Origin of the sequence: Rathayibacter sp. AY1C6, from assembly GCF_002931535.1 — a bacterium.
In the GTDB taxonomy this organism is placed as follows: Bacteria; Actinomycetota; Actinomycetes; order Actinomycetales; family Microbacteriaceae; genus Rathayibacter.
This window is the reverse complement of record NZ_PSWC01000003.1, coordinates 134,390-159,755: the sequence shown is the minus strand read 5'-3', so window position 1 is coordinate 159,755 and position 25,366 is coordinate 134,390. Positions and strand designations below refer to the sequence as shown.

Below are 25,366 nucleotides of genomic sequence, written 5' to 3'. Positions count from 1 at the left end.
GTACCCTGGGGCGGATGACTCCCGCTCCTCGTGCCCTGCTCGCCCGCCTCCGCACCGATGCGCGACTCGCGCGCAAGGTGGGCGGCGAGCTGCTCGCGGCCCGCCGGGCCCGCCACGCGGTGACCCGGCTGCTCGCGGAGCGCGGGCCGCTGCCCGAGGGCCGGTTCGAGATCGGCGTCTACTTCGCCGACGGCGACATCAACCTGTACCAGTTGCGGCAGTGGTACCGGCCGCTGGCCGAGCTGGCGGAGACGCATCCGGTCGTGCTCCTCAGCCGCAACGCCGGCGCCGCGGAGGTGCTGCTGCGCGAGAGCCCGGTCCCCGTCGCCTACGTCCGCTCCGTCGCCGACCTCGAGAGCACCATCGCGAGCCAGCCGCTGCGGATCGTGCTCTACGTCAACCAGAACGCCCGCAACTTCCAGATGATGCGCTACGGGCGCCGCTGGCACGTCTTCGTCAATCACGGCGAGAGCGACAAGATGTACATGACGACGAACCAGTTCAAGGCGTACGACTACAGCATGATCGCCGGGGACGCCGCCCTCGCCCGGCTGCGCCGTGTGCTCTGGGACTACGACTTCGACAGGCGCGCCCTCGCCATCGGCCGTCCTCAGGCGGACCACTTCGCCGGCGCCGTGCCGTTCACGCCCGACGAGCGCCGCGTGGTGCTCTACGCGCCGACCTGGGAGGGCGACCGCCCCGCCGCGGGCTACGGCTCGATCCGGAGCCACGGCACGGCCCTCGTTCGCGGGCTCCTGGCCGACCCGCGGTTCCGGCTCGTCTACCGCCCGCATCCCCGCAGCGGCGCGGTCGACTCCGACTACGCCGCGGCCGACCGGGCGATCGTCGCGATGATCGCCGCCGCCAACGCCGCCGATCCGCGCGCCGGTCACGTGCACGACACCGGTGCCGAGCTCGGCTGGCAGCTCGCCGCCGCCGACCTCGCGATCCTCGACGTGTCGGCGATGGTCTACGACCGGCTCGCCACGGGGCGCCCGCTGCTGGTCACCCGGCCCGTCAGCGCCGAGGCGGAGGTCGACGAGAGCGGCTACCTCGGCGACGCGGAGTGGCTGCTCGCCGAGGACGCCTCCGCGATCATCGCGCGGATCGACAGCGCCGAGCACGATCCGGAGTCGGTCGAGCGGCTGGAGCGCTGGGTGCACCGCTACTTCGGCGACACGTCGCCCGGAGCGGCCACGCGGCGCTTCCACGAGGCGGTCGAGCACCTGCTCGCGGAGTGGGAGCGGCACGCCGCTCTGCACCGGGGCGACGGCGCGGTCGACGACCACGATCCGGAGGGCTGAGCGGGCGGGAGCACCGCTCGAACCGCCGCGTCAAGGGTCGGCCCGGTCGCCGGGGGGCCTCCCGGCGCCCCGCTACGCTCGTCCCATGATGACCCCGCGCGCCTTCGCCCGCTCCCGCCGGCGCCGGTCGGCACCCGCCCAGCCCGCGGTCGAGCCGGACATCGTGGTCTCCGCAGACCCGGAGAAGCCGGTCTTCACGATCCGCTCCTTCCGCATCGGCCTGTTCGGCGCGCTCGGCGTGCTGGTGGCGCTCGTCCTGGGCGGCCTCGTCGTGCAGCTGGGCACGGTGCTGACCTACATCTTCGTGGCGCTGTTCTTCGCGCTCGGCCTCGATCCGCTGGTCTCCTGGCTCGAGAGCAAGCGCCTGCCGAGGCCGCTCGCGATCACGGCGGTCTTCGCCGCGGTGGTGCTGATCTTCGCCGGCCTGCTGGTCTACATCATCCCGATCCTGGTCGAGCAGCTGACGATGTTCGTCACGAGCGCCCCGCAGATCGTCACCGACATCGCCTCGCAGCAGTGGGTGCTCGACCTCGAGCAGCAGCTGCGCGGCGTGATCGACATCGACGAGCTCATCGAGAGCGTCCAGAGCTTCATCGGCAACCCCAACAACCTGCTCTCGCTCGGCGGCGGACTGATCGCGGTCGGGACCGGCATCGCCAGCGGCGTGACCGGCGCCGTCATCGTGCTGATCCTGACGCTGTACTTCCTCGCGTCGCTGCGCTCGATGAAGGCCGTCGCCTACCGCTTCGCCCCCGCCTCGCACCGCGCGAAGGCGCACGAGGTCGGCGACGAGATCACCGGCGCCGTGGGCCGTTACGTGGTCGGCCAGGTCTCGCTCGCCGGCGTGAACGGCGTGCTCACGTTCATCCTGCTGCTCTCGATCGGCGCCCCGGTGCCGGCGCTGCTGGCCTGCGTCGCGTTCCTCGGCTCCCTGATCCCGCTGGTCGGCACGCTCTCGGGCGCCGTGATCATCTCGCTCGCCTGCCTCCTGGCCTCGCCGCTGACCGCGCTGGTCGCCGCGATCTACTACCTCGTCTACATGCAGGTCGAGGCGTACCTCCTCAGCCCCCGCATCATGAACAAGGCCGTCTCGGTCCCCGGTGCGGTCGTCGTGATCGCGGCGGTCGCGGGCGGCACCATCGCGGGCGTGCTCGGCGCCCTGGTCGCGATCCCGGTGGCGGCCTCGGTGATCATCGTCGTGCAGAAGGTCGTCTTCCCCCGTCAGGACGCCAAGTAGCGGACCGCACCGCGACGGCCGGTCCGCTCAGCGCCAGGGCGGCACCGCGCCGTCGACCGCAGCGCTGAAGCGGCGGACCGACTCCGGGACCGCGACGCCCTCCTCCGCCGGCACCGGCGCGAGCGTGCGGGTGACCAGCGGCACGACGCCCGCCCAGACCCCGGCCTCCGGCTCGTCGCCCACTCCGTGCGCGCGCACCTTCAGGCTCGCCTCGGCCAGGGGGAGGCGCAGCACCAGCGTGGCCGCGATCTCGCGGGCGGTGCTCGCTCGCACCTCCTCGTCGCGCCCCGGGAGGAGGCGTGCCACCAGCAGATCGAGGGCCCGCGCCTTCTCCTCGCCCTCCAGCGCCTCGGCCCGGCCGATCACCATCGCCGAGCGGTAGTTCATCGAGCTGTCGAAGGTGGAGCGGGCGACGACCAGTCCGTCGACCAGCGTGACCGAGGCGGTGAGGAGCGAGTGCCGCGCCGCCTCCCGCAGCAGTCCTCCGCCGCTCGACCCGTGCAGCAGGAGGGAGTCGCCGTCGCGGGCGAAGAGGATCGGCAGCACGATCGCGGCGCCCTCCCGCACGACGGCGACGTGGGCGACGAGCGCCTCGTCGAGCAGGCCGTGCAGCTCGGCGGGATCGGTGCGCTGGCGGTCGCGGAGACGGGAGACGCGGGTGCGGTCGGTGACGGGGAGGCTGTCCATGTCGGAATCGTCCCGCGCCGACTGGATCTGCCAGGATGCCACTGGGCCGCGATCGGAGTGGTCCAGAGCGGAGCGGTCGATGGCGTCGGGCGATCTGGAGATCCCGCTCCTCCTCGGGCCGTCGCCGCGCGGCTCGGTCCGCGCCGGGCTCGCCGAGGCGCTGCGCCAGGCGGTGCTGGACGGGCGCTACCGGGCGGGGGATCCGATCCCGTCGAGCCGCGTGCTCGCCGAGCGGCTCGGCGTCTCGCGGGGCTCCGTCGTCGCCGCGGTGGATCAGCTGGTGGGGGAGGGCTACCTCGTCGCCCACCCGCGCGCGGCGGTGACGGTCGCCTCCGACGGACTGCTGGCGCCGGCGCCGGAGGAGCCGCGGCCGGAGTCCGGGGAGACCGTCGTCCCGCCCGCCGCGGCGGACCTGCGGCCCGGCAGGCCGGACACCCGCGCCCTCGACACCCCGGAGTGGCGGGCCGCCTGGCGCCTGGCGCTCGTCTCGCCGCCCTCGGCGCCTCCTCGGGGTTCCGGGGACCCGGCCCTGCGGGAGCAGATCGCCGAGCAGCTGCGCCGGTCCCGCGGCGTCGACGTGCAGGCGTCGGACGTAGTGGTGACCAGCGGCACCGCGGGCGCCGTCGCGCTCCTGGCCCGCGCCGCCTCGGCCTCGCTCGGACGCGAGGTGCGCGTGGCCGTCGAGGACCCCGGCTACCCGGCCGTCCGGCGCCGCCTGCGCGCCGACGGGCACGAGGTCGTCGGCGTCCCTGTGCGCGGCGACGGCATCGACCTCGACGCTCTCGCGAGCTCCGGCGCGGACGTGGTCGTCGTCACTCCGTCGCACCAGTACCCGACCGGCGGCAGGCTCGCCCTCGCCGAGCGCCTGGAGCTGGTGCGCCGCGCGTCGGCCGGCCCCCTGCTCGTGGTGGAGGACGACTACGACAGCGAGTTCCGCTACGTCGGCGCCCCGCTGCCCGCGCTCGCCTCGCTCGACTCCGGCGGCGGAGTCGCCCATGTCGGGTCGTTCTCGAAGACCGTCTCGCCGTGGCTCCGCATCGCCTACCTGGCCGTTCCGCGGGCGTCCTGGCTCCGCGGGGCGCTGACCGGCCTCGACGACGAGAAGGACGCCTCCGCCTCGGGTCCGACGCAGGCGGCGCTCGCGCAGTTCATGGCGAGCGGGGCGTTCCGGAGGCATCTCACGCGCTCGAGACGGCGCTACGCCCACCGCCGTGAGCTGGTCCACGCATTCGCGGAGGCGGTGCCCTGGGGGCGCGCGAGCGGACTCGACGGGGGTCTGCACGTCGTCCTCTCCCTGCCCGCGCCTCTGGACGCGCACGCCGTCGCGGCCGCGCTGCTCCGGGAGGGACTGCTCGTCGCCACTCTGCACGAGTACGCCCTGTCGGGACGGGCGGCGACCGAGGCGCTGGTCCTCGGCTACGGCCATGTCGGCGACCTCGAGCTCGCTGCGGCGCTGGACCTCGTCGACCGGACCGTCCGCGCGCTCGCCGCAGGGGCCGTCCGTGGTATCCCTGGAGGATGACCCGCGACTCCGCCCTGCACATCACCGATGATCCCGACGCCGACGCGCTGCTCAGCCGCGACCCGCTGGCGCTGCTGATCGGGATGCTCCTCGACCAGCAGGTCGCGATGGAGACGGCCTTCTCCGGGCCCCGCAAGATCGAGGAGCGCCTCGAGGCGGAGGGCGCCTCGTTCGACGCCGCGTCGATCGCGGGCTTCGACGAGGACGCGTTCTCGGAGCTCTGCCGGACTCCGCCCGCGATCCACCGCTACCCGGCGAGCATGGCGGGGCGCGTGCAGGTCCTCTGCCGGGCTCTGGTCGACGACTGGGACGGCGACGCCGCGGCTGTCTGGACGCGGGACGAGCCCGACGGCCGCACGGTCCTCGCGCGTCTGAAGGCGCTGCCCGGTTTCGGCGAGCAGAAGGCGCGGATCTTCCTCGCCCTGCTCGGCAAGCAGCGCGGATTCTCGGGGGAGGGCTGGCGCTCGGCCGCGGGCGCGTACGGAGAGGAGGGCGCCTTCCGCTCCGTCGCCGACATCGTCTCTCCGGAGTCGCTGACGAAGGTCCGCGCCACCAAGCAGGCCGCGAAGGCCGCCGCCAAGGCGGAGAAGTAGGGCCGGGGCGGCGGCCGGATCGATCGAGCGCTCGACGACGGTCCCGGTCGCCGGCTCCGCAGTCGCCGGCCGAGTAGCCTGACCCGATGATCCCCGCCCCCACCGCCCGGCTGCGCTTCCGCGAGATGACCGCCGAGGACCTTCCCGAGATGGCGGATCTTCTCGGCGACCCGGTCGTGATGCGGTACTACCCCGCGCCGAAGGACCGCGAGCAGGCAGCCGCCTGGATCGAGTGGAACCGGCGGAACTACCGCGAGCACGGCTTCGGGCTGTGGATCGTCGAGACCCTCGACGGCGAGTTCGTCGGCGACTGCGGGTTGACCTGGCAGCGCGTCGACGGCGGGATCGAGCTCGAGGTCGGCTACCACGTACGGGCCGGTCTGCACGGCCGCGGCTACGCCACCGAGGCGGCTGCGGCCTGCCGCGACCTCGCGCTCGCCCACCGCCTCGCGGGACGACTCGTGGCGCTCGTGCACCCGGACAACGCCGCCTCGAGGCGCGTCGCCGAGAAGACCGGCCTCCGCGTGATCGCCGAGGACCGCGACGGCGGCGGACTCGTCCGCACCGTGCTCGGGATGCCGCTCGTCGGGCCCGGGCGCCGGCCTCGGGAACGCTGACCGAACGCCTCCGACGGCTCCGGACCATCGCGCGCGGAGCAGGCCCTGAGCTGGAGCAGATCCTGAGCTAGATCCGGTCCTCCAGCGCCGCGATCAGCGCCGCGCGGTCCTCACGGAGGATCGAGGCCCCGCCCCCCGGCACGGTCCGCACCTCGACGCCGCGGCCGGCGAGGACGTCGCCCAGCGAGCCGTGGCCCAGCGGGTCCTCCGGCATCACGGCGAGCGTCGGCACGGGGAACGTCTCGGGGGCCTCGGCCGCACCCCGTGCCGTCAGCCCGCCGGCGGAGTCCTGGTCCCAGAGCGCGTGGGCCGACACGTCGAGCTCGATCTGCTCGTCCGTCCAGATCGGGTGGCGGTGGCGGAGGGAGTCGGCGTCGCCCTTCTCGACGTGCGCGACCGAGCCGCCGCGGTGGAGCGCGCTCGTCAGGCCGCGGGCGTCGGAGAACGCGGGGTCGAGCAGGACGAGCCGGTCGGCGCCGTACTCGGGGGCGAGCCGGGCGGCGATGACGGCGCCGAGGCCGTGGCCGATGACGAGGTCGGGGGTCTGCAGCACCGAGGCGCGGACGTCCGACGCCCAGCGCTCCGGCGAGTACGCGGGCGATGCCGGCGAGCCGCCGTGACCGGCGAGATCGGGGGCCACCACGCGGTAGCCGTGCTCGTGCAGCGTCGGGACCAGGGCGTACCAGATCCGGGAGTCGGAGCCGAGGCCGTGGAGGAGGAGCGCGGTGCGCTCGCCCGTCCCGCCGTAGTCGCGGACGAACAACGCCAGCGGCTCGGCCGGCGCGGCGGCCAGCGCCTTCCGCTCGGCGCGGGTCGGCTCGAGCACGAGGGTGTTGCCGAACGCCTGCGGTGCCGGCCCGAACGCATCGCGCGCGCTGTGGATCACCTTGCGGCCGAGCATCGCGTTGCCGACGCCGCCCAGTGCCGCTCCGATCCCGAACGGCATCGCCCGGCCGACCAGGCCCGCGCCCTGCTGGGCGAGGAAGTGCTTGGCGAAGGACTTCTTCGCGCGGTCCGCCAGCTCGCCCACGAGGAAGGACGGCAGGCCCTTCGTGACCACCGAGCCCCAGTACTGGTTGAGGCCGCTGCCCCCGCCGACGGCCTGCCCGGCCACCTGGCGCACCATCTCGCTGCCGGAGGAGCCCATCATCAGCGTGAGCACGAGGGCCCGCGCGCGGTCCGGGTCCTCGAGCGGGATCCCGTGCACCTCCGTCACCGACTGCGCGAAGAGCGCGCTCGCCTCCAGGAACCCCGCCGCTCCCGCGCCGGAGAGAGCCACCGAGGCGGCCGTGCCGATGCCGGGGACGACGGCGGTCGCCCCGATCGCCGCGCCTCCCGCGGCCACGCTCGAGAGGTACTGCCGCTCGAGCGACGTGATGATCTGCTCCGGAGTCGCCCCGGGACGCCGGCGCCGCAGCAGGCGGATGTTCGCCAGCACGGCCGGGCGCTGCACCGCGAGGAGCCGGTCGAGCAGCTTCGCCAGCTGAGCGTTCTCGGAGCCGTCGGCCTGCTCCACCTCGCCGGCCCTCTCCACGGCGCGCTCGCGCTTGCGGTCCTTCTGGGCCATGTCGTGCACTCCTGCGTCCTCGGGCGCCGCGTGCGGGAGGGGTCAGTCGTCGGAGACGGTGCCCTGGACGGGCGGGCCCTCGGCCGGCGCCGTGCTGCTCCGCGGTGTCGGCGCGTAGTCCTCAGCGTAACGCGAGAGCACCTCCTCGATCGGCGCGTCCAGCACCAGGCGGCCCTTGTCCAGGTAGAGCCCGCGCGTGCAGAAGCGGCGGAGGTCGCGCTCGTTGTGCGAGACGAAGAAGAGGGTGCGGCCGGAGGCGAGCAGCTCCTCGATCCGCGCGTAGCACTTCTCGCGGAACGCCCTGTCGCCGACCGCGAGCACCTCGTCCACCAGGATGATCGGCTCCTCGAGCCGCGACACGACGGAGAAGGCGATCCGCACCTTCATCCCGCTCGAGAGGTGCTTGTAGGGGGTGTCGAGGAAGTCGCCGATCTCGGCGAACTCGATGATCGAGTCGAAGCGCGCGTCGACCTCGCGCTTGGACATCCCGTGGAGACCCGCGGTCAGGTAGACGTTCTCGCGGACGCTCAGGTCGGCCACGAAGCCGCCGGTGATCTCGATGAGCGGAGCGACGCCCCCGCGCACCTCCACCGCGCCCTCGTCCGGCAGCACCACGCCGGCGACGAGCTTGAGCAGCGTCGACTTCCCCTGACCGTTCCGGCCGACGACACCGATCGCCTCGCCCGCCCGCACCTGCACGTCGAGCCCGCGCAGCGCCCAGAACTCGCCGGGCCGCGAGCGGCGGGAGCGGCCGGCGAAGAGGTCCTTGAAGGAGCGGCGGCCCCGCCGGTTGCGGCGGAAGCGGATCCCGAGGCCGCGGCACTCGATGACCACCGGGGCGTCGGCCATCACAGCTCCTTCAGCACCGCGCGCTCGGAGCGGCGGAAGACGACGAGGCCCAGCGCCAGCACGAGCATCGAGATGCCCGCGGAGGCGAGGATGAGCGGGACGTCGAGCTCGCTCTCGAAGAACGCGGAGCGGTAGAGGGCGAAGATCCCGCTGAGCGGGTTGAGCGCCGCGAGCGGCCGGATCTGCTCCGGCAGGTTGGCCGTGGAGTAGATGATCGGCGACGCGTAGAAGAGGAACCGGAGCACGAGCTTCACGGCCCGCTCCAGATCTCGGAAGAACACCACGAGCGGGGCCACCAGCAGACCCACGCCGAGCGTGAGCACCGCCTGCAGCAGGATCGCCACGGGGAACAGCAGCGCCGCCCAGGTCAGGTGCGCGCCGGCGATCACGGCGAAGAGCACCAGCACCGGCAGGCTCGCCACGAACTCGATGCCCTTCGAGAGCACGATCCGCCCGACCCAGATGGTCCGCGGGATCGACGTCGACCGCACCAGCTTCGCCTCGCGGAGGAACGCGCGGGTAGCGTCGGAGGTCGCCTGGTTGAACCACATCCACGGCAGCAGGCCTGCGAGCAGGAAGACGATGTACGGGTCCTCGCCGACGGTCCGCTGGAAGACGACGGTGAAGACGAAGAAGTAGATGCCCGACATCACGAGCGGGTCGAGAACCGACCAGACGTAGCCGAGCGCGCTCGTGGCGTACCGGACGGTGAGGTCGCGCCTGGTGAGCAGCCAGAGGGAGTGACGGTAGCGCCAGGCCCGGGATCGCCGGTGGCGCAGGGCCGTCTCGGTCGCGAGGGTGTCGGCCGTGCTCACTGCGCGACTCCTCCCGTCGGCTCCGCTCGAGCCGGGGGAGGAGCCGGGAGCGTCAGACGAAGAGGTTCGCGCGCTCGAGGTCCTCGGCGAAGTCCACCTCGACGGCGTAGAGGTCGGAGATGTCCATCGGCTCGACGAGCAGGCGGTCCTGCTCGATCGCCAACTCTATGCCACGCTCGAAGTAGTCCTGGGCGTCGACCCGGCCGAGCTGGCGCACCAGCGCGGCCTTGTCGGAGGCGGACACATAGTTGATCCCGACCGCCTCGCCGAGGCCGCCGCGCACCGTCTTGGAGAGCTCCTGGATGAAGCCCTCGGCGCTCGTCGTGTACTTGACCTCCTCGTCCGACACCTTCGAGGTGTTGACGGTGACGAAGGAGACGTCCTTCGCGATCAGCGCGGCCGCGCGGTCGAGGATGCGCGGGTCGAAGACGACGTCGCCGTTCATCCAGAGCACGCCGCCCTGCCCGCTCGCCTGCAGCGCGCGGAGGAGGCTCTTGGAGGTGTTGGTCTGGTCGTACTGCTCGTTGTAGACGAACGTCGCCGAGGGGAAGGCCTCGATGATGTGCTCGAGCTTGTAGCCGACGACGATGCTCACCGGGACCTTCGTGCCGAAGGCGTGGTGGATGTTGTCGAACTGCTGCTGCATGATCGTGCGCCCGTCGCTGAGCGGCGTGAGCGGCTTGGGGAGGGAGCGGCCGAGCCGGCTGCCCATCCCTGCGGCGAGGATGACGACGGTGGCGGGGCTGCTGCTCGTCGAACCTGTGTGCATCATCGTGTGTTCTCCTCGAATTAACCGCTGCGTCTCGATCTGATCGACTCCTCGGGTAGAGACCTAGTGTACAGTTCACGCCCCCCGGGGCCAGGGTGGTTGACCTCTCGCCGTGTCGCCGGGTGTCGGCGCGGGCGCCGGGGGCCCGCGGGCGAGTTGGTACCGTAGCCGGATGACGTCCGTGACGAACGCCGAGCCCGCTGAGGGTGCCGCGGATCCGGACGGCGCCTCGCCCGTCGTCTTCGAGCTGCACCAGCTGACCCGGACCTTCGGGAGGACGGTGGCGGTCGACCGCATCGACCTGGCCGTCCGCGCGGGGACCTTCTACGGGATCATCGGCCCGAACGGCGCGGGCAAGACCACCACGCTCTCGATGATGACGGGCCTTCTTCGACCCGACACCGGCCGCGTCCTCGTGCACGGCGTCGACGTCTGGAAGGACCCGTCGGCCGCGAAGCCGCTGATCGGGGTCCTGCCCGACCGCCTCCGGCTGTTCGACCGGCTCACCGGCGCCCAGTTCCTCGCCTACTCCGCCGCGCTGCGCGGCATCGACCTCGCCACGGCGAAGCAGCGCACGGTCGAGCTGGCCGAGGCGCTCGGCCTCTCCGACGCGCTGGAGCGCCTGATCTCGGACTACTCCGCGGGGATGGCGAAGAAGGTCGCCCTCGCGGCGGCGATGATCCACGCCCCGCGCGTGCTGGTCCTCGACGAGCCGTTCGAGTCGGTGGACCCGGTCTCCTCGGCCGCCGTGATCACCGTGCTGCGCCGCTTCGTCGAGGGCGGCGGCACCGTCGTCCTCTCCAGCCACGGGCTCGACTTCATCGAGCGCGTCTGCGACGACGTGGCCGTGATCGTCGGCGGGCGCGTGCTCGCCTCCGGGACGGTCGCGGAGGTCGCCGGCACCGCGACGCTGGAGGAGCGCTTCCTCGAGCTCGCGGGCGGCAAGCAGATCGCCGAGGGGCTGCAGTGGCTGCACGACTTCTCCGGCTGAGGATCGACGTCCTCCTGGGCGCGTTCCGCTCCGGGCCCGCGCGCTCGGCCGGCGCCGTCCTGGGCGTGCTCGTGGTCGTCGCGGTGACGGCCCTGCTGATCGGGGCGATCGGCGCTCTGCGCTCCTCGGACGCGGCGGCGGGCGCTCTCGTGACCGCCGGCGGACTCGTCTCCGTCGGCTTCCTGGTGCTGCCCTTCCTGCTCGGCCCGCTCGACCCGATGGATCCGCGCGCGTTCCGCCTCTTCGGCCTTCCGCCGCTCCGCCTCGCCGGGGCGCTCGCCCTGGCCGGCCTCGTCTCGGTCCCCACGCTCGCCCTGCTGGTGGTCGGGCTCGCGAGCGCGCCGCTCGTCCCGGGCGCAGGCGCCTTCGCCGTGGTCGGCCCGCTCCTCGCGGTGGCGACGGCCTCGCTGTTCGCGCGGATCGGCCTCGCCGCCTCCGCCGCACTCGTCCCCTCCCGGACCGCCCGCGAGCTGCTGGCCGTCCTCGGCCTGGTGCTGATGCTGGGCGGTCCCGCAGCCCTCGGCGCCGCCGCGCTGGTCGACACGGGGGACACCCCGGTGCTCGAGCGCTGGGGCGCGGCGATGGGGGCCACTCCGTTCGGCGCGGCGTGGATGATCGCCCCGGCCGCCCGGACCGGCGACGCGCTCGGCCCGCTCCTGCTGGCCCTGGCGACGCTCGTCGCGGCGGGCGCGCTCTGGTGGCTCGTCGTCCGCCTGCTGACGGAGCGGCCCGAGCGCACGCACCGGCCGCCGCGCGGCCTCCGGCTGGGCTGGTTCGACGTCCTCGGCTCGACCCGGACCGGCGCGATCGCGGCGCGCAGCATCACCTACTGGCTCCGGGATCCGCGCTACCAGGCGTCGCTCGTCGCCGTGCCGGTGCTGCCGGTCGCGGCCCTGCTGCTGCTCGCGGTCGTCGGCGTCCCCTTCCCACTGCTCTCGCTTCTCCCGGTCCCGCTGATCGCGCTGTTCCTCGGCTGGTTCCTCCACAACGACGTCGCCTACGACGGCTCGGCGTTCTGGCTCCACGTGGCCGCGGGCGTCCGCGGCTGGTCGGACCGGCTCGGCCGCGCCTTCCCGACCCTCCTGCTCGGCGTGCCGGTCGTCGTGCTCGGCTCGCTGATCAGCAGCGCGACCTCGGGGCTCCCCGATGCGCTGCCCGTCGTGCTCGCGGTGAACACCTGCCTCCTGCTCGTCCCCGCCGGCGTCGCCAGCGCCGTCTCGGCACGGCTCGCCTATCCGGCTCCGCGCCCGGGCGACAGCGCGTTCACGCAGCCCCAGGCCCCCGGAGCCAGCGGCGCCGGTCCGCAGTCCCTGGCGTTCGGCCTGGGGCTGCTCCTCTCGGCTCCAGCCGTGGTGCTCGGCGTCAGGGCCCTGTTCGTCGACCCGGAAGCGGCGGGCGACGCCGTGCTCGTCGGCTTCGGCAGCGCCGTGGTCGTCTTCGCCCTCGGCGTGCTCCTCGGCGGCAGGCTGTTCGAGCGCCGCGCGACCGAGCTGGTCGCGTTCACCAGCCGCTACTAGCGCCGCCCGATCCGGAGCGCACGGCCTCGGGCACGGGCTCCGCGCGTAGGATCGTCGGCATGATTCCGCGCGTCCAGAACAGCAGCACCGACCCCCTCGAGGGAGGCGGAGGAACCGCCACGCTCGACCGCGAGCTCGAGGAGCTCCTCAACCAGGAGTCCATCGAGCCGGGCGACCACGAGCGCTTCTCCCACTACGTGCCGAAGGACAAGATCCTCGAGAGCGCCATCACCGGCAAGCCGGTCCGCGCGCTCTGCGGCAAGAAGTGGCTCCCGGGCCGCGACCCGGAGAAGTTCCCGGTGTGCCCGGCCTGCAAGGAGATCTACGCGAAGATGAAGTGAGCTCCCGCCCCGCTCACTCGTAGCGGGTCGGGATGACGGGCTCGCCGCGGCCGAGCCGGAGCGCGTCGATCGGCAGCTCGAGGACCGCGTTGGCGTGGTGCGCGCGGGCTGCCGCCACTCCCTCGATGCCGAGGTGCTCGGGACGGATCGTCCCGTCCTCGATCAGGGGGACGAGCAGCGCCCGCTCGCCCTCGCCGACGGCGCCCTCGGGGCCGGCGCCCACGTGCACGACCTCGGCCTCGGCGACCCCGTCGTCCGAGAGCAGACGGCCGGCGGCCTTCCGCCCGCCGATCGACGCCTTCGAGACCGACTTCTTCGCCACCGCGACCCACTCGCCCGCGTCGTCCTCGTGCGCGACCAGCTTGTAGACCATGCCCGCCGTCGGGTGGCCCGAGCCCGTCGCCACCGAGGTGCCGACGCCGTAGGAGTCGACCGGTGAGGCCGCGAGCGCGGCGATCCCGTACTCGTCGAGGTCGTTGGTGACCGTGATGCGCGTGCCGGTCGCGCCGAGCGCGTCCAGCTGCTGCCGGACGGCGGCCACCTGCTGGGGGAGGTCGCCGGAGTCGATGCGCACAGCGCCGAGGCCGGTGCCGGCGACGCGGACCGCCAGGTCGACGGCGGCTGTCACGTCGTAGGTGTCCACCAGGAGGGTCGTGCCGGGGCCGAGCGCGGCGACCTGCGCGCGGAACGCCTCCTCCTCCGAGTCGTGGAGGAGAGTGAAGGAGTGCGCGGAGGTGCCCATCGTGGGCACGCCGAAGCTGCGGCCCGCCTCCAGGTTCGAGGAGGCGCCGAATCCGGCGATGTAGGCGGCGCGAGCCGCGGCGACGGCGGACCGCTCGCCGGCGCGGCGCGAGCCCATCTCGGCCAGCGGTCGCCCGTCGGCGGCCGAGACCATCCGCGCGGCGGCGCTCGCCACGGCGCTGTCGTGGTTGAGGACGCTGAGCACCAGGGTCTCCAGCAGCACGCCGTCGGCGAAGGGCGCCTCGACGATGAGCACGGGGGAGCCCGGGAGGTAGACCTCGCCCTCGCGGTAGCCCCAGACGTCGCCCCGGAAGCGGTAGTCGGCGAGCCAGTCCAGCGTGCGGGAGTCGACGACGCGGTTCTCGCGGAGCCAGGACAGCTCGTCGTCGCCGAAGCGGAAGCGCGAGATCAGCTCGAGGAGCCGGCCGGTGCCCGCGAGCACGCCGTAGCGGCGTCCGGGCGGGAGGCTCCGGGCGAACACCTCGAACATGCAGCGGCGGTCGGCGGTGCCGCTGCCGAGGGCGCCCTCGACCATCGTGAGCTCGTACCGGTCGGTGAGGAAGGCCGTGGAGTCCATCCGCTCAGTGTTCCACGGCCGCCCCCGCGTGGCCCAGGCGCGGGTGCCGGGGCTTGCGCACGCCGCCGGGCCCGGGAACGGCGTGCGGCCGGGACCGGGCCGCAGGGCGCGGGTAGGCTGTTCCTCTGTGACGGACGCACCGCTGGGCATCTTCGACTCCGGAGTCGGCGGGCTCACCGTCGCCCGCTCCGTGATCGACCAGCTGCAGAACGAGTCGATCGTCTACCTCGGCGACACCGCGCACTCGCCCTACGGGCCCAAGCCGCTCGCCGACGTCCGCGCCTACGCCCTCGACACCCTCGACACCCTGGTCGACCAGGGCGCCAAGCTGCTCGTCATCGCCTGCAACACCGCCTCGGCCGCGATGATGCGCGACGCCCGCGAGCGCTACACGCTCGGCCGCGGCATCCCGGTGATCGAGGTCATCCAGCCCGCCGTCCGCAGCGCTGTCCGCGACACCCGCAACCGCCGCGTCGGGGTGATCGGCACGGTCGGGACGATCCGCTCCCGCGCCTACGACGACGCCTTCGTCGCCGCGCCCGACCTGCAGCTGTTCACCGCCGCCTGCCCGCGCTTCGTCGAGTTCGTCGAGGCGGGCGTCACCTGGAGCGACGAGCTGCTCGCGGTGGCGGAGGAGTACCTCGCGCCGCTCAAGGCCGCGGGGGTCGACACGCTCGTCCTCGGCTGCACCCACTACCCGCTGCTGCGCGGTGCCATCGCGTACGTGATGGGGCCGGACGTCCGCCTCGTCTCGAGCGCCGAGGAGACCGCGCTCGACGTCTACCGGACCCTCGTGGCGCACGGCCTGCAGCGCACCTCCGCCGCGCCTCCGACCTACCGGTGGGAGGAGACGGGCTCGAGCGACTTCGTCCGCCTCGCCCGCCGCTTCCTCGGTCCGGAGGTCTCGAGCGTCGACCTCGTCGAGACCGGCACCATCAACCTGCGCGAGCTCGACCGGGCCGCGCTCCCGCACGATCGAGGGAGACCCGAGTGACCGACAGCACCGCATCGAAGGCCGCGCGCAAGGACGGGCGGGCGCCCGACGAGCTGCGCACCGTGACGATCGAGCGCGGCTGGAGCACCCAGGCAGAGGGCTCCGCGCTCGTCTCGTTCGGGAACACCAGGGTGCTCTGCACCGCCTCCTTCACGAACGGCGTGCCGCGCTGGCTGCAGGGCAAGGGCAAGGGCTGGGTCACCGCCGAGTACGCGATGCTGCCCCGCTCCACCAACTCCCGCATGGACCGCGAGTCGGTCAAGGGGAAGGTCGGCGGGCGCACGCACGAGATCTCGCGGCTGATCGGCCGGAGCCTCCGCGCGGTGGTCGACACGAAGGCGCTCGGCGAGAACACCCTCGTGATCGACTGCGACGTCCTCCAGGCCGACGGCGGCACCCGCACCGCGGCGATCACCGGCGCCTACGTGGCGATGGCCGACGCGATCGAGTGGGCGCGCGGCAAGAAGTACGTGGGGCAGAAGGCGCAGCCGCTGATCGACAGCCTCTCGGCGGTGTCCGTCGGCATCATCGACGGCGTGCCGATGCTCGACCTGGCCTACGTCGAGGACGTGCGCGCCGAGACCGACATGAACGTCGTCGTCACCGGACGAGGCCTGTTCGTCGAGGTGCAGGGCACCGCCGAGGGGGCCCCGTTCGACCGCCGTGAGCTCGACGCCCTGCTCGACCTCGCGGTCGCCGGTGCCTCCGACCTCGCCCGCATCCAGGCCGAAGCGCTCGCCGCGGAGCCCGGAGCGTGAGCCTGGACCTCGTCCTCGCCACGCACAACGCGGGCAAGGTGGAGGAGTTCCGCGCCATGCTGGCCGGCGCGCTCCCCGGAGTCGGCGTCCGCGCCTACGACGGACCCGAGCCGGTCGAGGACGGCGTGAGCTTCGCCGAGAACGCGCTGATCAAGGCGCGCGCGGCGGCGGCGCACACCGGCCTCGTGGCGCTCGCGGACGACTCCGGGATCTGCGTCGACGTCCTCGGCGGCGCGCCGGGCATCTTCTCGGCCCGCTGGTCGGGACGCGCGCACGACGCGACGGCCAACCTCGAGCTCCTCCTGGCCCAGCTGCACGACGTGAAGGCGGAGCACCGCGGTGCGCACTTCAGCTGCACCATCGCCCTCGTGGTGCCGGACTCCGTGCTCCCCGGCGGTCAGGAGACGGTGGTCGAGGGCCGCTGGGACGGCGCGATCGCGACGGCCCCGCGCGGTGCGAACGGCCACGGCTACGACCCGGTGTTCGTCCCCGAGGCCGGGGCGCTCACGGCGGCCGAGCTCGCTCCCGAGCAGAAGAACGCCCGGAGCCACCGCGCCCGCGCCTTCACCGCGCTGCGCGCCGAGCTCGCCGCCCTGTCCGCCCGGCTCTGACCCCGGCGGGTTCCCACCGCGGGATGTCACTCCGGTGCACGCCTGTCGGCGTGCCGCGTGCCGGAGTGGCGTCTCGCGGAGGCGGAGGTCAGGACTTCGGGTGCTTGTCGTCCAGGGTGTCGGCGTCGAGCACGTAGGCGGCCGACTCGGTCGAGTCGGTCTCGGGGTCGGCGGCGAGCTTCGCCTTGCGCTGCTGCTGGAAGAAGTGGAACAGCGTCGGCACCAGCGCGAGCACGACCGCGCCGATCAGGATCACGTCGATGTAGTGCGAGACGAAGTCGGCGACCGGCGGGATGAAGGCGAGCAGCCACCCGATCAGGGTGACCCCGCTGCCCCAGATCAGGGCGCCGATGAGGTTGTAGAGGCTGTACTTGCGGTAGTTCATGTGGGCCACGCCGGCCGCGATCGGCGCGAAGGTGCGGACGATCGGCACGAAGCGCGCGAGGATCACGGCGAGGCCGCCGAAGCGCTCGAAGAACGCGTTGGTCCGCTTCACGTTCTCGATGCTGAAGAAGCCGGACTCCTTTCGCTCGAAGATGCGCGGGCCGGCCTTGTGCCCGATCAGGTAGCCGACCTCGCCGCCGACGAAGGCCGAGAACCCGACAGCCAGGCAGATGAGCCAGATCGGGACGCCGAGGCCGCCGTTCGAGGCGTTCTCGTGCGCCAGCAGGCCCGTGATGATCAGCAGCGTGTCGCCCGGGAAGAGGAAGCCGATCAGCAGTCCGGTCTCGGCGAACACGATGAGGCAGACCACGAGCACACCCCAGGGGCCGAACGAGGTCAGGATCGTCTCCGGATCGAGCCAGGGGACGAGGGCGGCGTGATTCAACGGATCTCCAGTCGACGGGGGCCGGTGGCCGGTCGGCGGTCACGCGAGCGCGCTCAGCGTACCGGCCGATCCCGTGCGGAAGGAGGGACTCGAACCCTCACGCCTCTCGGCACAGGAACCTAAATCCTGCGTGTCTGCCATTCCACCACTCCCGCGTGCGGGCTCCAGTGTAGGAGGAGGGCCCCGCGCCTCAGCCGCGGGAGGCCGCCCGGGGGAGGTACCGCGGGATCCAGCGGGCGAGCGCCCCCGCTCCGCCCAGACCGAGCACCCCCATCACGACGGCGGCGAAGGGGAGGGAGACGAGGGCGGTGAGCGCCGACACGACGATCGGGGCGGCGGCGTTGCCCGCGTCACCGGTGAAGCGGAACGCGCCGAGGAACGGGGCCGGATCGGCCGGGGGCGCGAGATCGGCGCCGATGGTCATCAGGATCCCGGAGCCGATGCCGTTCGCGGCCGCGAGCACGCAGGCCACGGCGACGAACCAGGGCACCGGATCGAGGGCGAGCACCGAGGCGGCGAGGGCGAGGTGGCCGAGCCCGAGGCCGATCATCGAGGGGATCGCGGTGGCGCCCCGGCCGAAGCGGTCCATCAGCTGGCCGCCGGCGTAGAAGAGGGCGAAGTCGAGCGCGCCGGCGATGCCGATGATGATCGCGGTGTCGGTCTCGGCGAGCCCGATGCTCACCGCCCAGAGGGGGAGGATCAGCGTCCGGCTCGCCCGCAGCGCCCCGATCACGGCGGCGCCGGTCCCCATCCGAGCGAGGACCCCGCGGTGCTCGCGCAGCGTCCCGAGCAGCGACTGCGGCGACTCCGGGACGGTCGCCGACGCCTCCGCGGCGACCACGTCCTCCGGAGCGGCGCGGTCGGCCGCGGCCTGCGCCCGCCGCAGCACCGTCGCGGGGTCGGGCACGAGCAGCAGGACCACGATCGCCGCCACGCAGCAGACGATGTGCACCCAGAAGACGGACTCGACGGAGCCGGTGAGGTGCACCACCCCGGCCGCCAGGAACGGGCCGATCAGCCAGCCGGCGCGGAACGCCCCGGCGAGGGCGCTGAGCGCGCGGGCGCGGTGCGTGATCGGGACGAACGACGTCATGAACGCGTGCCGCGCCAGCGCGAAGACCGCGGTCGCGAGGCCGATCACGAAGACGCCGATCGTCAGCCCGACCCATGACGTCGAGAGCAGGCACACCACGAGCCCGAGGATCGACGCGGCCGAGGCTCCGAGCATCGCGCCGCGCTCGCCGATCCGGGAGACGATCCAGCCGCTGGGGATGTCGCCCGCCAGCTCGCCGATCATGATCATCCCCGCCACGAGGCCCGCCAGGGCCAGCGTCGCGCCGAGGTCGCCGGCCGCGGCCGGCAGGAGGGGGATGATCGCCCCCTCGCCGATGGAGAAGAGGAGGGTGGGGAGGAAGGTCGACAGCAGCAGCGGCCCGACGGGGAAGGGGCGCGGAGCGGTGCTGGTCACCGTCCCCAGGGTACGCCCGGGCCGGAGGGCGGCCCCCGGCCCCCGGTAGTCTGGACGCACCATGCTGGACAACGACTTCACCGAGCAGATCACTGCTCTCCGCTCCACCTTCGCCGACATCCGCGCCGTCATCGACGTGGACGGTCTCCGCTCGAAGATCGCCGAGCTCAGCGAGCAGGCCGGCGCCCCCGACCTGTGGGACGACACGGCCAACGCGCAGAAGGTGACCAGCGCCCTCAGCCACCGCCAGTCCGAGCTCGCGCGGATCACCGCGATCGACCGGCGCCTGGACGACCTCGAGGTGCTCGTCGAGATGGCGAACGAGGCCGAGGACGCCGAGTCCGAGCAGGAGGCGATCGCCGAGCTCTCCTCCCTCCAGAAGGTCATGGGCGAGCTCGAGGTGCAGACCCTGCTCGACGGCGAGTACGACGACCGCCCCGCCGTGGTCACCATCCGCGCGGGAGCGGGTGGCGTCGACGCCTCCGACTTCGCCGAGATGCTCATGCGCATGTACCTCCGCTGGGCCGAGAAGCACAAGTACGCGGCGACCGTCATGGACGCCAGCTACGCGGAGGAGGCGGGCATCAAGTCGGCCACCTTCCAGATCGACGCCCCCTACGCCTTCGGCACGCTCTCGGTCGAGGCCGGAACCCACCGCCTCGTGCGGATGAGCCCCTTCGGCGCCGCGGGCAAGCGCCAGACCTCCTTCGCCGCGGTCGAGGTCATCCCGCTGATGGAGGAGGCCGGGGCGATCGAGATCCCGGACAACGACATCCGCGTGGACGTCTTCCGCTCCTCCGGCCCCGGCGGCCAGTCGGTGAACACCACCGACTCCGCGGTGCGCCTCACCCACCTGCCCACCGGCACCGTCGTGTCGATGCAGAACGAGAAGAGCCAGATCCAGAACCGCGCCGCGGCGATGCGCGTGCTCCAGTCGCGGCTCCTGCTGCTGCAGAAGGAGCAGGAGGCGGCCACCAAGAAGGAGCTCGCCGGCACCATCACCGCGAGCTGGGGCGACCAGATGCGCAGCTACGTCCTCGCTCCGTACCAGATGGTGAAGGACCTGCGCACCGACCACGAGGTCGGCAACCCCTCGCACGTGTTCGACGGCGATCTGGACGGCTTCATCGCCGCCGGGATCCGCTGGCGGAAGTCCTCCTAGCGCGGCGCGGGCGCGTCCCCACCGACGCGCCGCGCGCCCCCTCGGCGGACTCTTCGGGATCGTCGCTTACCCTCGTACCGACATGATTCGCTTCGACAACGTCTCCAAGCAGTATCGGGGCGGCACGAGACCCGCCCTCAACGCCATCGATCTCGAGATCCTCCGGGGCGAGTTCGTCTTCCTCGTCGGCGCCTCCGGCTCCGGCAAGTCGAGCTGCCTCCGCCTGATCCTCAAGGAGGAGCGCCCCTCCTCCGGATCGATCCACGTGCTCGGGCAGAACCTCGGCAAGATCTCGAGCCGCAAGGTCCCGTACTTCCGCCGCAACATGGGCGTCGTGTTCCAGGACTTCCGGCTGCTGCCGAACAAGTCGGTCTTCGACAACGTCGCGTTCAGCCTCCAGGTGATCGGCAAGTCGAAGGGCTACATCCAGGAGGCCGTCCCGGACACGCTCAAGATGGTGGGTCTCGCGGGCAAGGCGTCGCGCCTGCCCCACGAGCTCTCCGGCGGCGAGCAGCAGCGCGTGGCGATCGCCCGCGCCGTCGTCAACAAGCCGGCCGTCCTGCTGGCCGACGAGCCCACGGGCAACCTCGACCCGACCACGAGCGCCGGCATCATGGCGCTGCTCGAGCGGATCAACGCGGGCGGCACGACCGTGATCATGGCGACCCACGAGGCCGGCATCGTCGACCAGATGAAGCGCCGCGTCATCGAGCTCTCGGCCGGCAGCATCGTCCGCGACGAGAGCCAGGGCGGCTACGGCCAGACCGAGAGCATCACCGTCGTCCACGACGGCGTCGTGGTCGTGGCGGCCGACGACCACGCGGTCGCCGAGCAGCCCGCGCCCCCGGCGATCATCGACAGCGAGCTCGCGCCCGCCGAGGTCCCCGAGATCGACCTGCGCCAGGAGGCCCCGGCCCCGCCGCCCGAGCCGGCCCGCCTCTCGCAGACCGCCGCCCAGCCCCGCGTCCCCGAGGGCCGCCGCTCCGCCGCCGTCGAGCCGGAGCGCGAGCCGGAGCCCGCCGCCGCCCCGCGCGTCGTCGAGCTGCAGAGCCAGACCGGTCCGATCTTCCTCCCCGCCGACACCGGCGCCCTGCCCGAGGAGTCGCTCGCCGCGCGCCTCGGCCTCCGCGCCCACGCGGGCGAGGGCGACGAGACCGGCGACGACCAGCAGAACGTAGGACCCGTCAAGTGAGATTCGCACTGATCTGGTCGGAGGTCGCCAGCGGCCTCCGGCGCAACGTCTCCATGGTCGTCTCGGTGATCCTGGTGACCTTCATCTCCCTCACCTTCGTCGGCACGGCGATCCTGCTCCAGATGCAGATCGGCCAGATGAAGAACTTCTGGTACGACAAGGCGCAGGTCGCGGTGTACATGTGCACCGCCACCTCCGGCGGCTCGAACTGCAGCGGCTCCGACGCCACCGCCGAGCAGATCGACGCGGTGCAGGGCCAGCTCGAGGGCGCGACGCTCGCGCCGTACATCGACCGCTCCTACTTCGAGGACCACGACCAGGCCTACGCGAACTTCCAGGAGCAGTTCGCGGGCAACCCGGTCGCCGAGTACGTCACTCCCGACCTGCTCAACCAGACCTTCTGGATCAACCTGAAGGACCCGACCCAGTCGGACGTCATCGTGGAGAGCCTGTCGAGCGTCTCGGGAGTCGAGAGCGTCACCGACCAGCGGCAGTACCTCGACCAGATCTTCTCGATCCTCAACGCGGCGAGCTACACGGCGATCGGCATCGCCGTCCTGATGCTCGTCGCGGCCGTGCTGCTCATCGCCACCACGATCCGCCTCTCGGCGTTCTCGCGGAGACGGGAGCTGGGCATCATGCGGCTCGTGGGGGCCTCGAACAGGTTCATCCAGACCCCGTTCATCCTCGAGGGGGTCTTCGCCGCGCTGGTCGGCTCGATCCTCGCGGGAGTCGCGGTGGTCGCCATCGTGCAGGTCTTCGTGCAGGGGTTCCTGGCGTACCGGATCCCGCTGACCTCCTTCGTGGGACTCGACGACGCTCTGATCGTCGTGCCGATCCTGATCGTGGTCGGCATCGTCCTGGCCGCCGTCTCGGCGAACGTCGCGATCGCGCGGTACCTGCGGGTCTGATCCCGGACCGGACGTATACTGGTGGGCTGTCCCGTTCGGGGCGGCCCACCGGTGCATCGCCCCGACGATGCCCGCCCCCTTCATCCGCTCGCGACCCGAGGAGCAGCCGTGCCCAGAGAACAGGGACAGAAGGTCGTCGCGACCAACCGCAAGGCGCGCCACGACTACCTCATCGAGGACACCTACGAGGCGGGCCTCGTGCTCACCGGCACCGAGGTGAAGTCCCTCCGGGCCGGCCGAGCCTCGCTGGTCGACGGCTACGCGTTCGTCGACGGGGGAGAGGCGTGGCTCGACGCCGTCCACATCAACGAGTGGGCCCAGGGCACCTGGACGAACCACCCGCCGCGCCGCAAGCGCAAGCTGCTGCTGCACAAGGCGCAGATCCTCAAGATCCACAACAAGGTGAAGGAGGGCGGGTACACGCTGATCCCGCTCTCGCTGTACTTCAGCGACGGCAAGGCCAAGGTCGAGCTTGCCGTGGCCAAGGGCAAGAAGGACTACGACAAGCGCCAGGTCCTCCGAGAGCGCCAGGACCGCCGCGAGGCGGACCGTGCGATGTCGACCCGCCGCCGCCTCGGCGAGTAGGCCCCGGCGGGCACTGTCCGACGGGTGCCGCGCAAGCCTCTTCTTCGCGCCCCGTGCTTTGGGAGACTGGGGCGCGTGACCTCCCCCGAGAACAGCGCCCCCGCCGCCCTGAGCGCCGCCGACGAGAAGACGCGGTGGCGCGCCTTCGCGGTGAGCGTCGGAGTCGCGGCCATCACGATCCTCGACCTCTCGAAGGTCAACGTCGGCCTGCCGTCGATCGAGCGCTCGCTCGGAGCGGACGCGAGCCAGCTGCAGCTGATCGTCGCAGGCTACGCGCTCGCCTTCGGACTGGCGCTCGTGCCGGCCGGTCGGCTGGGCGACATCCGCTCGCGCCGCCTGCTGTTCCTCATCGGGCTGACCGCGTTCACGGTGACGAGCCTGCTCTGCGCGCTCGCGCCGTCGATCGAGCTGCTCGTCGTCGCGCGCTTCCTGCAGGGCGTCGCCGCGGGCATCCAGATGCCCCAGGTCCTCGGGCTGGTGCAGCAGATGTTCACCGGCGCCGAGCGGGCCCGGGCCTTCGGGGTCTTCGGCGCGACCATCGGCCTGTCGACCGCCTTCGGCCCGACCCTCGGCGGCCTCCTGATCGCGATCGGCGGCGAGCAGGACGGCTGGCGCCTGCTGTTCTGGATGAACATCCCGCTGGGCGTCGCCGCGCTGGTCTTCGCCTGGAAGCTCATCCCGAAGAAGCGCTCGCGGCCCGAGGGAGACCGGTCCCTCGACCCGGTCGGCCTGCTCCTGCTGGCGGTCGCGATCTTCGCCTTCATGCTGCCGTTCCTGCTGACCACGGGCTCCTCCTCGGACTCGCCCTACCGCTGGTTCTGGCTGGTCCTCGCCGCGGCCGCCGCCGCCGTCTTCGTGCGCTGGGAGGCGCACTACGCCGCGTCGGGGCGGACGCCCGTCATCGACTTCCGCATCTTCCGGACCAGCTCCTACCGCAACGGCATCCTGGTCGCGACCTCCTACTTCGCCGCGATCCCGGCGACCTTCCTCCTCACCACGCTCTTCCTCCAGCAGGGGCTCGGCCTCGAGCCGGTGTTCGCCGGCATGGTGAGCATCCCGTTCGCGCTGACCTCGGCGGTGACAGCCTGGTACGGCGGCAAGCTCGTGCAGCGCTACGGCCGCGCACTGGTGGTGCTCGGCATCGTGCTCGTGGTCATCGGCTTCACGCTCGTGCTGCTCGCCGCCGAGCTCCTCCCGGCCGAGACCGCCGCCTACGGCATGGGTGCCGCGATGCTCGTCGCCGGGGCCGGAGGCGGCTTCGTCGTGTCGCCGAACCAGACGCTCACCCTCGCCGAGATCCCGCCGGCGCAGGGCGGCGTGGCGGGCTCCGTGGGCCAGCTCGGCCAGCGCGTGGGCACCGCGGTCGGCACCGCCTGCGCCTCCGCCGTCTTCTTCGCGACCCTGGCGAGCGAGCAGGGGATGGCGGAGGGGCTGGACCGGTACCACGACGCCTTCCGCAACGGCTACTTCGTCACCCTCGGGCTGATCGCGCTCGCGCTCGTGCTGGGTCTGCTCGATCTGCGCCGCCGCCGGGTGACCGCCCGCGGAGCTGAGGTAGACTAGGACCCGTAACTCCACAGTGTGCGACGAACGACCCACTCCAGCGGCCTCCGGGCCGTCGAGTGCTCGCGGGGATGATCGGTTTCGACATTGCCTGCGAAACTGCGAGAAGCGGGTCGAGGATCCAGGGTCATCTCGTCAACGATCCCTGGAAAACACAGGTGCCGAACAGAAGCGCACCGACTTCGCTCTCGCTGCCTAAGCCAGAGTAGATAGTCCGTCAGCCCGTGGGTGCGTCCTCGCCCCGGATCCTGGCGTCATCTAGAGGACTTGCTGCGTCGTTACGCCTGAGGGCGACGCGGGACTTGCACTCGGGCTGGGCCCGTCGACCGATGCGCCGATGGTAACGGTCGGGGCCGAGCAGAACGCTCTCATCGGCTACACCCGTAGAAGGCGCAGAATCACAGCGATGGACGGGGGTTCGATTCCCCCCATCTCCACCACCGGTCGTCGTCGCACACTGGGAGCTCCGCTCCGCCGCCCTCACGACGGTCGCACGTCGAGCTGTCTGATCCGCCCGTAGAGGGTGAGCATCGCCAGCCGGTCGTCGTCGTCGTGCGCCGGGCCGGCGAGAGCCTGCGGCGGGGCCCAGTCCCGGTAGAGCACGCCCGGCGCCAGCACGGCGACGGCCGTGCCGGCCGGGTAGTGGGCGCTGCGGTCCACCGGCAGCTCGGCGAACGCGTCGGGCAGGAGCCGGTGCAGCACGTCCAGCAGAGGACGGAGCCGTGCTGCTCGCGCCTCGTGCACGGAGAGGGTCACGGCGTTCATCGCGGCGAGCGCGGCCACCAGGTGCTCGGCGGCGGCGTCGTCGTCGCACCGCTCGGTGACCAGCAGCGAGACCACTCCGCGCGGCTTCAGCCAGCCGAGCGTGGCGGCCTCGGCGTCGCCGTCCACCGAGACGACGCGGTCGGAGGCGTGCGCGTAGTCGTGCAGGAGCCGTGACCAGACGTCGCCCGGGCCGGGCCCGTCGACCTGCGCGACCGCCTCCGCCGCGGCGAGCAGGGAGCTCCGCCGGTGGAGCCTCGGGAACAGGCTGTCCGCCGGTCCCCAGTGCTGCTCGGCCGTGCGCGAGCGCTCGGGGGGTTCCTGATCGTGCCGGTCCTGCATGTCGACTCCTGAGCCGCCGGTCTCCGGGCCCCCTCGCGCCTGCCGGTCGTCCCTTCACCCTG

Annotated in this window: 25 protein-coding genes, 1 tRNA gene and 1 other RNA gene; 17 read left to right on the top strand and 10 right to left on the bottom strand. The window is 72.6% G+C overall.

Going from position 1 to position 25,366, the window contains the following annotated elements; all coding sequences use genetic code 11:
* Positions 1–14: 14 nt before the first annotated feature.
* Both C5D36_RS03650 and C5D36_RS03645 read left to right on the top strand, forming a co-directional pair.
* Positions 15–1,304, top strand: a complete 1,290-nt coding sequence (locus tag C5D36_RS03650; RefSeq protein ID WP_258062859.1) for a CDP-glycerol glycerophosphotransferase family protein — start codon at positions 15–17, stop codon at positions 1,302–1,304.
* Positions 1,305–1,389: 85 nt separating this feature from the next.
* Positions 1,390–2,541: an AI-2E family transporter gene (locus C5D36_RS03645; RefSeq protein WP_244229611.1), complete on the top strand. Its 1,152-nt coding sequence runs from the start codon at positions 1,390–1,392 to the stop codon at positions 2,539–2,541.
* Between the two features lie 27 nt (positions 2,542–2,568).
* Here the strand turns inward: C5D36_RS03645 and C5D36_RS03640 are convergent, their stop codons facing one another.
* Positions 2,569–3,228: a pyridoxamine 5'-phosphate oxidase family protein gene (locus C5D36_RS03640; protein ID WP_104295195.1), complete on the bottom strand. Its 660-nt coding sequence runs from the start codon at positions 3,226–3,228 to the stop codon at positions 2,569–2,571.
* A 79-nt stretch (positions 3,229–3,307) separates the two neighbouring features.
* Here C5D36_RS03640 and C5D36_RS03635 point away from each other — a divergent pair, with 79 nt between their 5' ends.
* The 3 genes from C5D36_RS03635 to C5D36_RS03625 all read left to right on the top strand — a co-directional run bounded on the left by C5D36_RS03635 (position 3,308) and on the right by C5D36_RS03625 (position 5,960).
* Positions 3,308–4,750 carry a PLP-dependent aminotransferase family protein gene (locus tag C5D36_RS03635; protein WP_181072756.1) on the top strand — a complete coding sequence of 481 codons (1,443 nt, stop codon included), beginning with the start codon at positions 3,308–3,310 and terminating at the stop codon, positions 4,748–4,750.
* Complete coding sequence (locus tag C5D36_RS03630; protein ID WP_104223574.1) at positions 4,747–5,343, top strand: HhH-GPD-type base excision DNA repair protein; 597 nt, start codon at positions 4,747–4,749, stop codon at positions 5,341–5,343. Before C5D36_RS03635 ends, C5D36_RS03630 begins: the two co-directional genes overlap by 4 nt.
* A gap of 86 nt (positions 5,344–5,429) precedes the next feature.
* The gene (locus C5D36_RS03625; protein ID WP_104295193.1) at positions 5,430–5,960 is read left to right on the top strand and encodes a GNAT family N-acetyltransferase; all 531 of its coding nucleotides are present in this window, start codon (positions 5,430–5,432) and stop codon (positions 5,958–5,960) included.
* 67 nt (positions 5,961–6,027) lie between these two features.
* Here the strand turns inward: C5D36_RS03625 and C5D36_RS03620 are convergent, their stop codons facing one another.
* The 4 genes from C5D36_RS03620 to C5D36_RS03605 are packed head-to-tail and all read right to left on the bottom strand — an operon-like array spanning position 6,028 to position 9,963.
* Entirely contained in the window at positions 6,028–7,527 is a 1,500-nt protein-coding gene (locus C5D36_RS03620; protein ID WP_104295192.1) for an alpha/beta fold hydrolase, read from the bottom strand.
* Between the two features lie 42 nt (positions 7,528–7,569).
* Positions 7,570–8,376, bottom strand: coding sequence for an ABC transporter ATP-binding protein (locus tag C5D36_RS03615; RefSeq protein ID WP_104295191.1), 807 nt, complete (start codon positions 8,374–8,376; stop codon positions 7,570–7,572).
* On the bottom strand, positions 8,376–9,191 hold the full coding sequence (locus tag C5D36_RS03610) for an ABC transporter permease (RefSeq protein WP_374953767.1): 816 nt from the start codon (positions 9,189–9,191) through the stop codon (positions 8,376–8,378). Before C5D36_RS03610 ends, C5D36_RS03615 begins: the two co-directional genes overlap by 1 nt.
* Positions 9,192–9,243: 52 nt before the next feature.
* Entirely contained in the window at positions 9,244–9,963 is a 720-nt protein-coding gene (locus C5D36_RS03605; RefSeq protein ID WP_258062260.1) for a phosphocholine cytidylyltransferase family protein, read from the bottom strand.
* A 169-nt stretch (positions 9,964–10,132) separates the two neighbouring features.
* Between C5D36_RS03605 and C5D36_RS03600 the strand changes: the two genes are divergently transcribed.
* From C5D36_RS03600 to C5D36_RS03590, 3 genes are read left to right on the top strand one after another with little or no spacing between them, the layout of a single operon-like run.
* Entirely contained in the window at positions 10,133–10,951 is an 819-nt protein-coding gene (locus tag C5D36_RS03600) for an ABC transporter ATP-binding protein (RefSeq protein WP_104223570.1), read from the top strand.
* The gene (locus tag C5D36_RS03595; protein WP_104233196.1) at positions 10,927–12,468 is read left to right on the top strand and encodes an ABC transporter permease; all 1,542 of its coding nucleotides are present in this window, start codon (positions 10,927–10,929) and stop codon (positions 12,466–12,468) included. The genes C5D36_RS03600 and C5D36_RS03595 overlap by 25 nt, the downstream gene beginning before the upstream one ends.
* A 59-nt stretch (positions 12,469–12,527) precedes the next feature.
* Positions 12,528–12,809 carry a DUF3039 domain-containing protein gene (locus C5D36_RS03590; RefSeq protein WP_104223568.1) on the top strand — a complete coding sequence of 94 codons (282 nt, stop codon included), beginning with the start codon at positions 12,528–12,530 and terminating at the stop codon, positions 12,807–12,809.
* Between the two features lie 13 nt (positions 12,810–12,822).
* Here the strand turns inward: C5D36_RS03590 and C5D36_RS03585 are convergent, their stop codons facing one another.
* Positions 12,823–14,127 carry a nicotinate phosphoribosyltransferase gene (locus tag C5D36_RS03585; RefSeq protein WP_104233197.1) on the bottom strand — a complete coding sequence of 435 codons (1,305 nt, stop codon included), beginning with the start codon at positions 14,125–14,127 and terminating at the stop codon, positions 12,823–12,825.
* A 127-nt stretch (positions 14,128–14,254) separates the two neighbouring features.
* Here C5D36_RS03585 and murI point away from each other — a divergent pair, with 127 nt between their 5' ends.
* Genes murI through rdgB form a run of 3 tightly spaced genes read left to right on the top strand, consistent with a single transcriptional unit; the run spans position 14,255 to position 16,490 of the window.
* A complete protein-coding gene (gene murI, locus C5D36_RS03580) occupies positions 14,255–15,121 on the top strand; it encodes a glutamate racemase (protein WP_104223566.1) in 867 nt (288 codons plus the stop codon).
* The gene (gene rph / locus C5D36_RS03575; RefSeq protein ID WP_104233199.1) at positions 15,118–15,879 is read left to right on the top strand and encodes a ribonuclease PH; all 762 of its coding nucleotides are present in this window, start codon (positions 15,118–15,120) and stop codon (positions 15,877–15,879) included. The genes murI and rph overlap by 4 nt, the downstream gene beginning before the upstream one ends.
* Positions 15,876–16,490, top strand: coding sequence for an RdgB/HAM1 family non-canonical purine NTP pyrophosphatase (gene rdgB / locus C5D36_RS03570; protein ID WP_104223564.1), 615 nt, complete (start codon positions 15,876–15,878; stop codon positions 16,488–16,490). The genes rph and rdgB overlap by 4 nt, the downstream gene beginning before the upstream one ends.
* 88 nt (positions 16,491–16,578) lie before the next feature.
* On the opposite strand, the gene C5D36_RS03565 is transcribed toward rdgB, so the two are convergent.
* The 3 genes from C5D36_RS03565 to C5D36_RS03555 form a co-directional block, all read right to left on the bottom strand.
* Complete coding sequence (locus C5D36_RS03565; protein WP_104238166.1) at positions 16,579–17,319, bottom strand: DedA family protein; 741 nt, start codon at positions 17,317–17,319, stop codon at positions 16,579–16,581.
* 74 nt (positions 17,320–17,393) lie between these two features.
* Positions 17,394–17,474 (bottom strand) — tRNA-Leu (locus tag C5D36_RS03560).
* A gap of 35 nt (positions 17,475–17,509) precedes the next feature.
* A complete protein-coding gene (locus C5D36_RS03555; protein WP_258062858.1) occupies positions 17,510–18,787 on the bottom strand; it encodes an MFS transporter in 1,278 nt (425 codons plus the stop codon).
* 61 nt (positions 18,788–18,848) lie between these two features.
* Between C5D36_RS03555 and prfB the strand changes: the two genes are divergently transcribed.
* From prfB to ssrA, 6 genes are all read left to right on the top strand, one after another.
* Entirely contained in the window at positions 18,849–19,949 is a 1,101-nt protein-coding gene (gene prfB, locus C5D36_RS03550; protein WP_104226967.1) for a peptide chain release factor 2, read from the top strand.
* A gap of 82 nt (positions 19,950–20,031) precedes the next feature.
* Positions 20,032–21,141 carry a cell division ATP-binding protein FtsE gene (gene ftsE / locus C5D36_RS03545; protein WP_104223560.1) on the top strand — a complete coding sequence of 370 codons (1,110 nt, stop codon included), beginning with the start codon at positions 20,032–20,034 and terminating at the stop codon, positions 21,139–21,141.
* The gene (gene ftsX / locus C5D36_RS03540) at positions 21,138–22,052 is read left to right on the top strand and encodes a permease-like cell division protein FtsX (protein WP_104223559.1); all 915 of its coding nucleotides are present in this window, start codon (positions 21,138–21,140) and stop codon (positions 22,050–22,052) included. The genes ftsE and ftsX overlap by 4 nt, the downstream gene beginning before the upstream one ends.
* Before the next feature lie 108 nt (positions 22,053–22,160).
* On the top strand, positions 22,161–22,637 hold the full coding sequence (smpB, locus tag C5D36_RS03535; protein ID WP_104223558.1) for an SsrA-binding protein SmpB: 477 nt from the start codon (positions 22,161–22,163) through the stop codon (positions 22,635–22,637).
* A 75-nt stretch (positions 22,638–22,712) separates the two neighbouring features.
* Complete coding sequence (locus tag C5D36_RS03530; protein ID WP_104223557.1) at positions 22,713–24,200, top strand: MFS transporter; 1,488 nt, start codon at positions 22,713–22,715, stop codon at positions 24,198–24,200.
* Between the two features lie 67 nt (positions 24,201–24,267).
* Positions 24,268–24,640, top strand: a transfer-messenger RNA (tmRNA) gene (gene ssrA / locus C5D36_RS03525).
* Positions 24,641–24,680: 40 nt separating this feature from the next.
* Here ssrA and C5D36_RS03520 read toward each other — a convergent pair.
* Entirely contained in the window at positions 24,681–25,304 is a 624-nt protein-coding gene (locus C5D36_RS03520) for a hypothetical protein (protein WP_104295189.1), read from the bottom strand.
* Positions 25,305–25,366 lie beyond the last annotated feature (62 nt).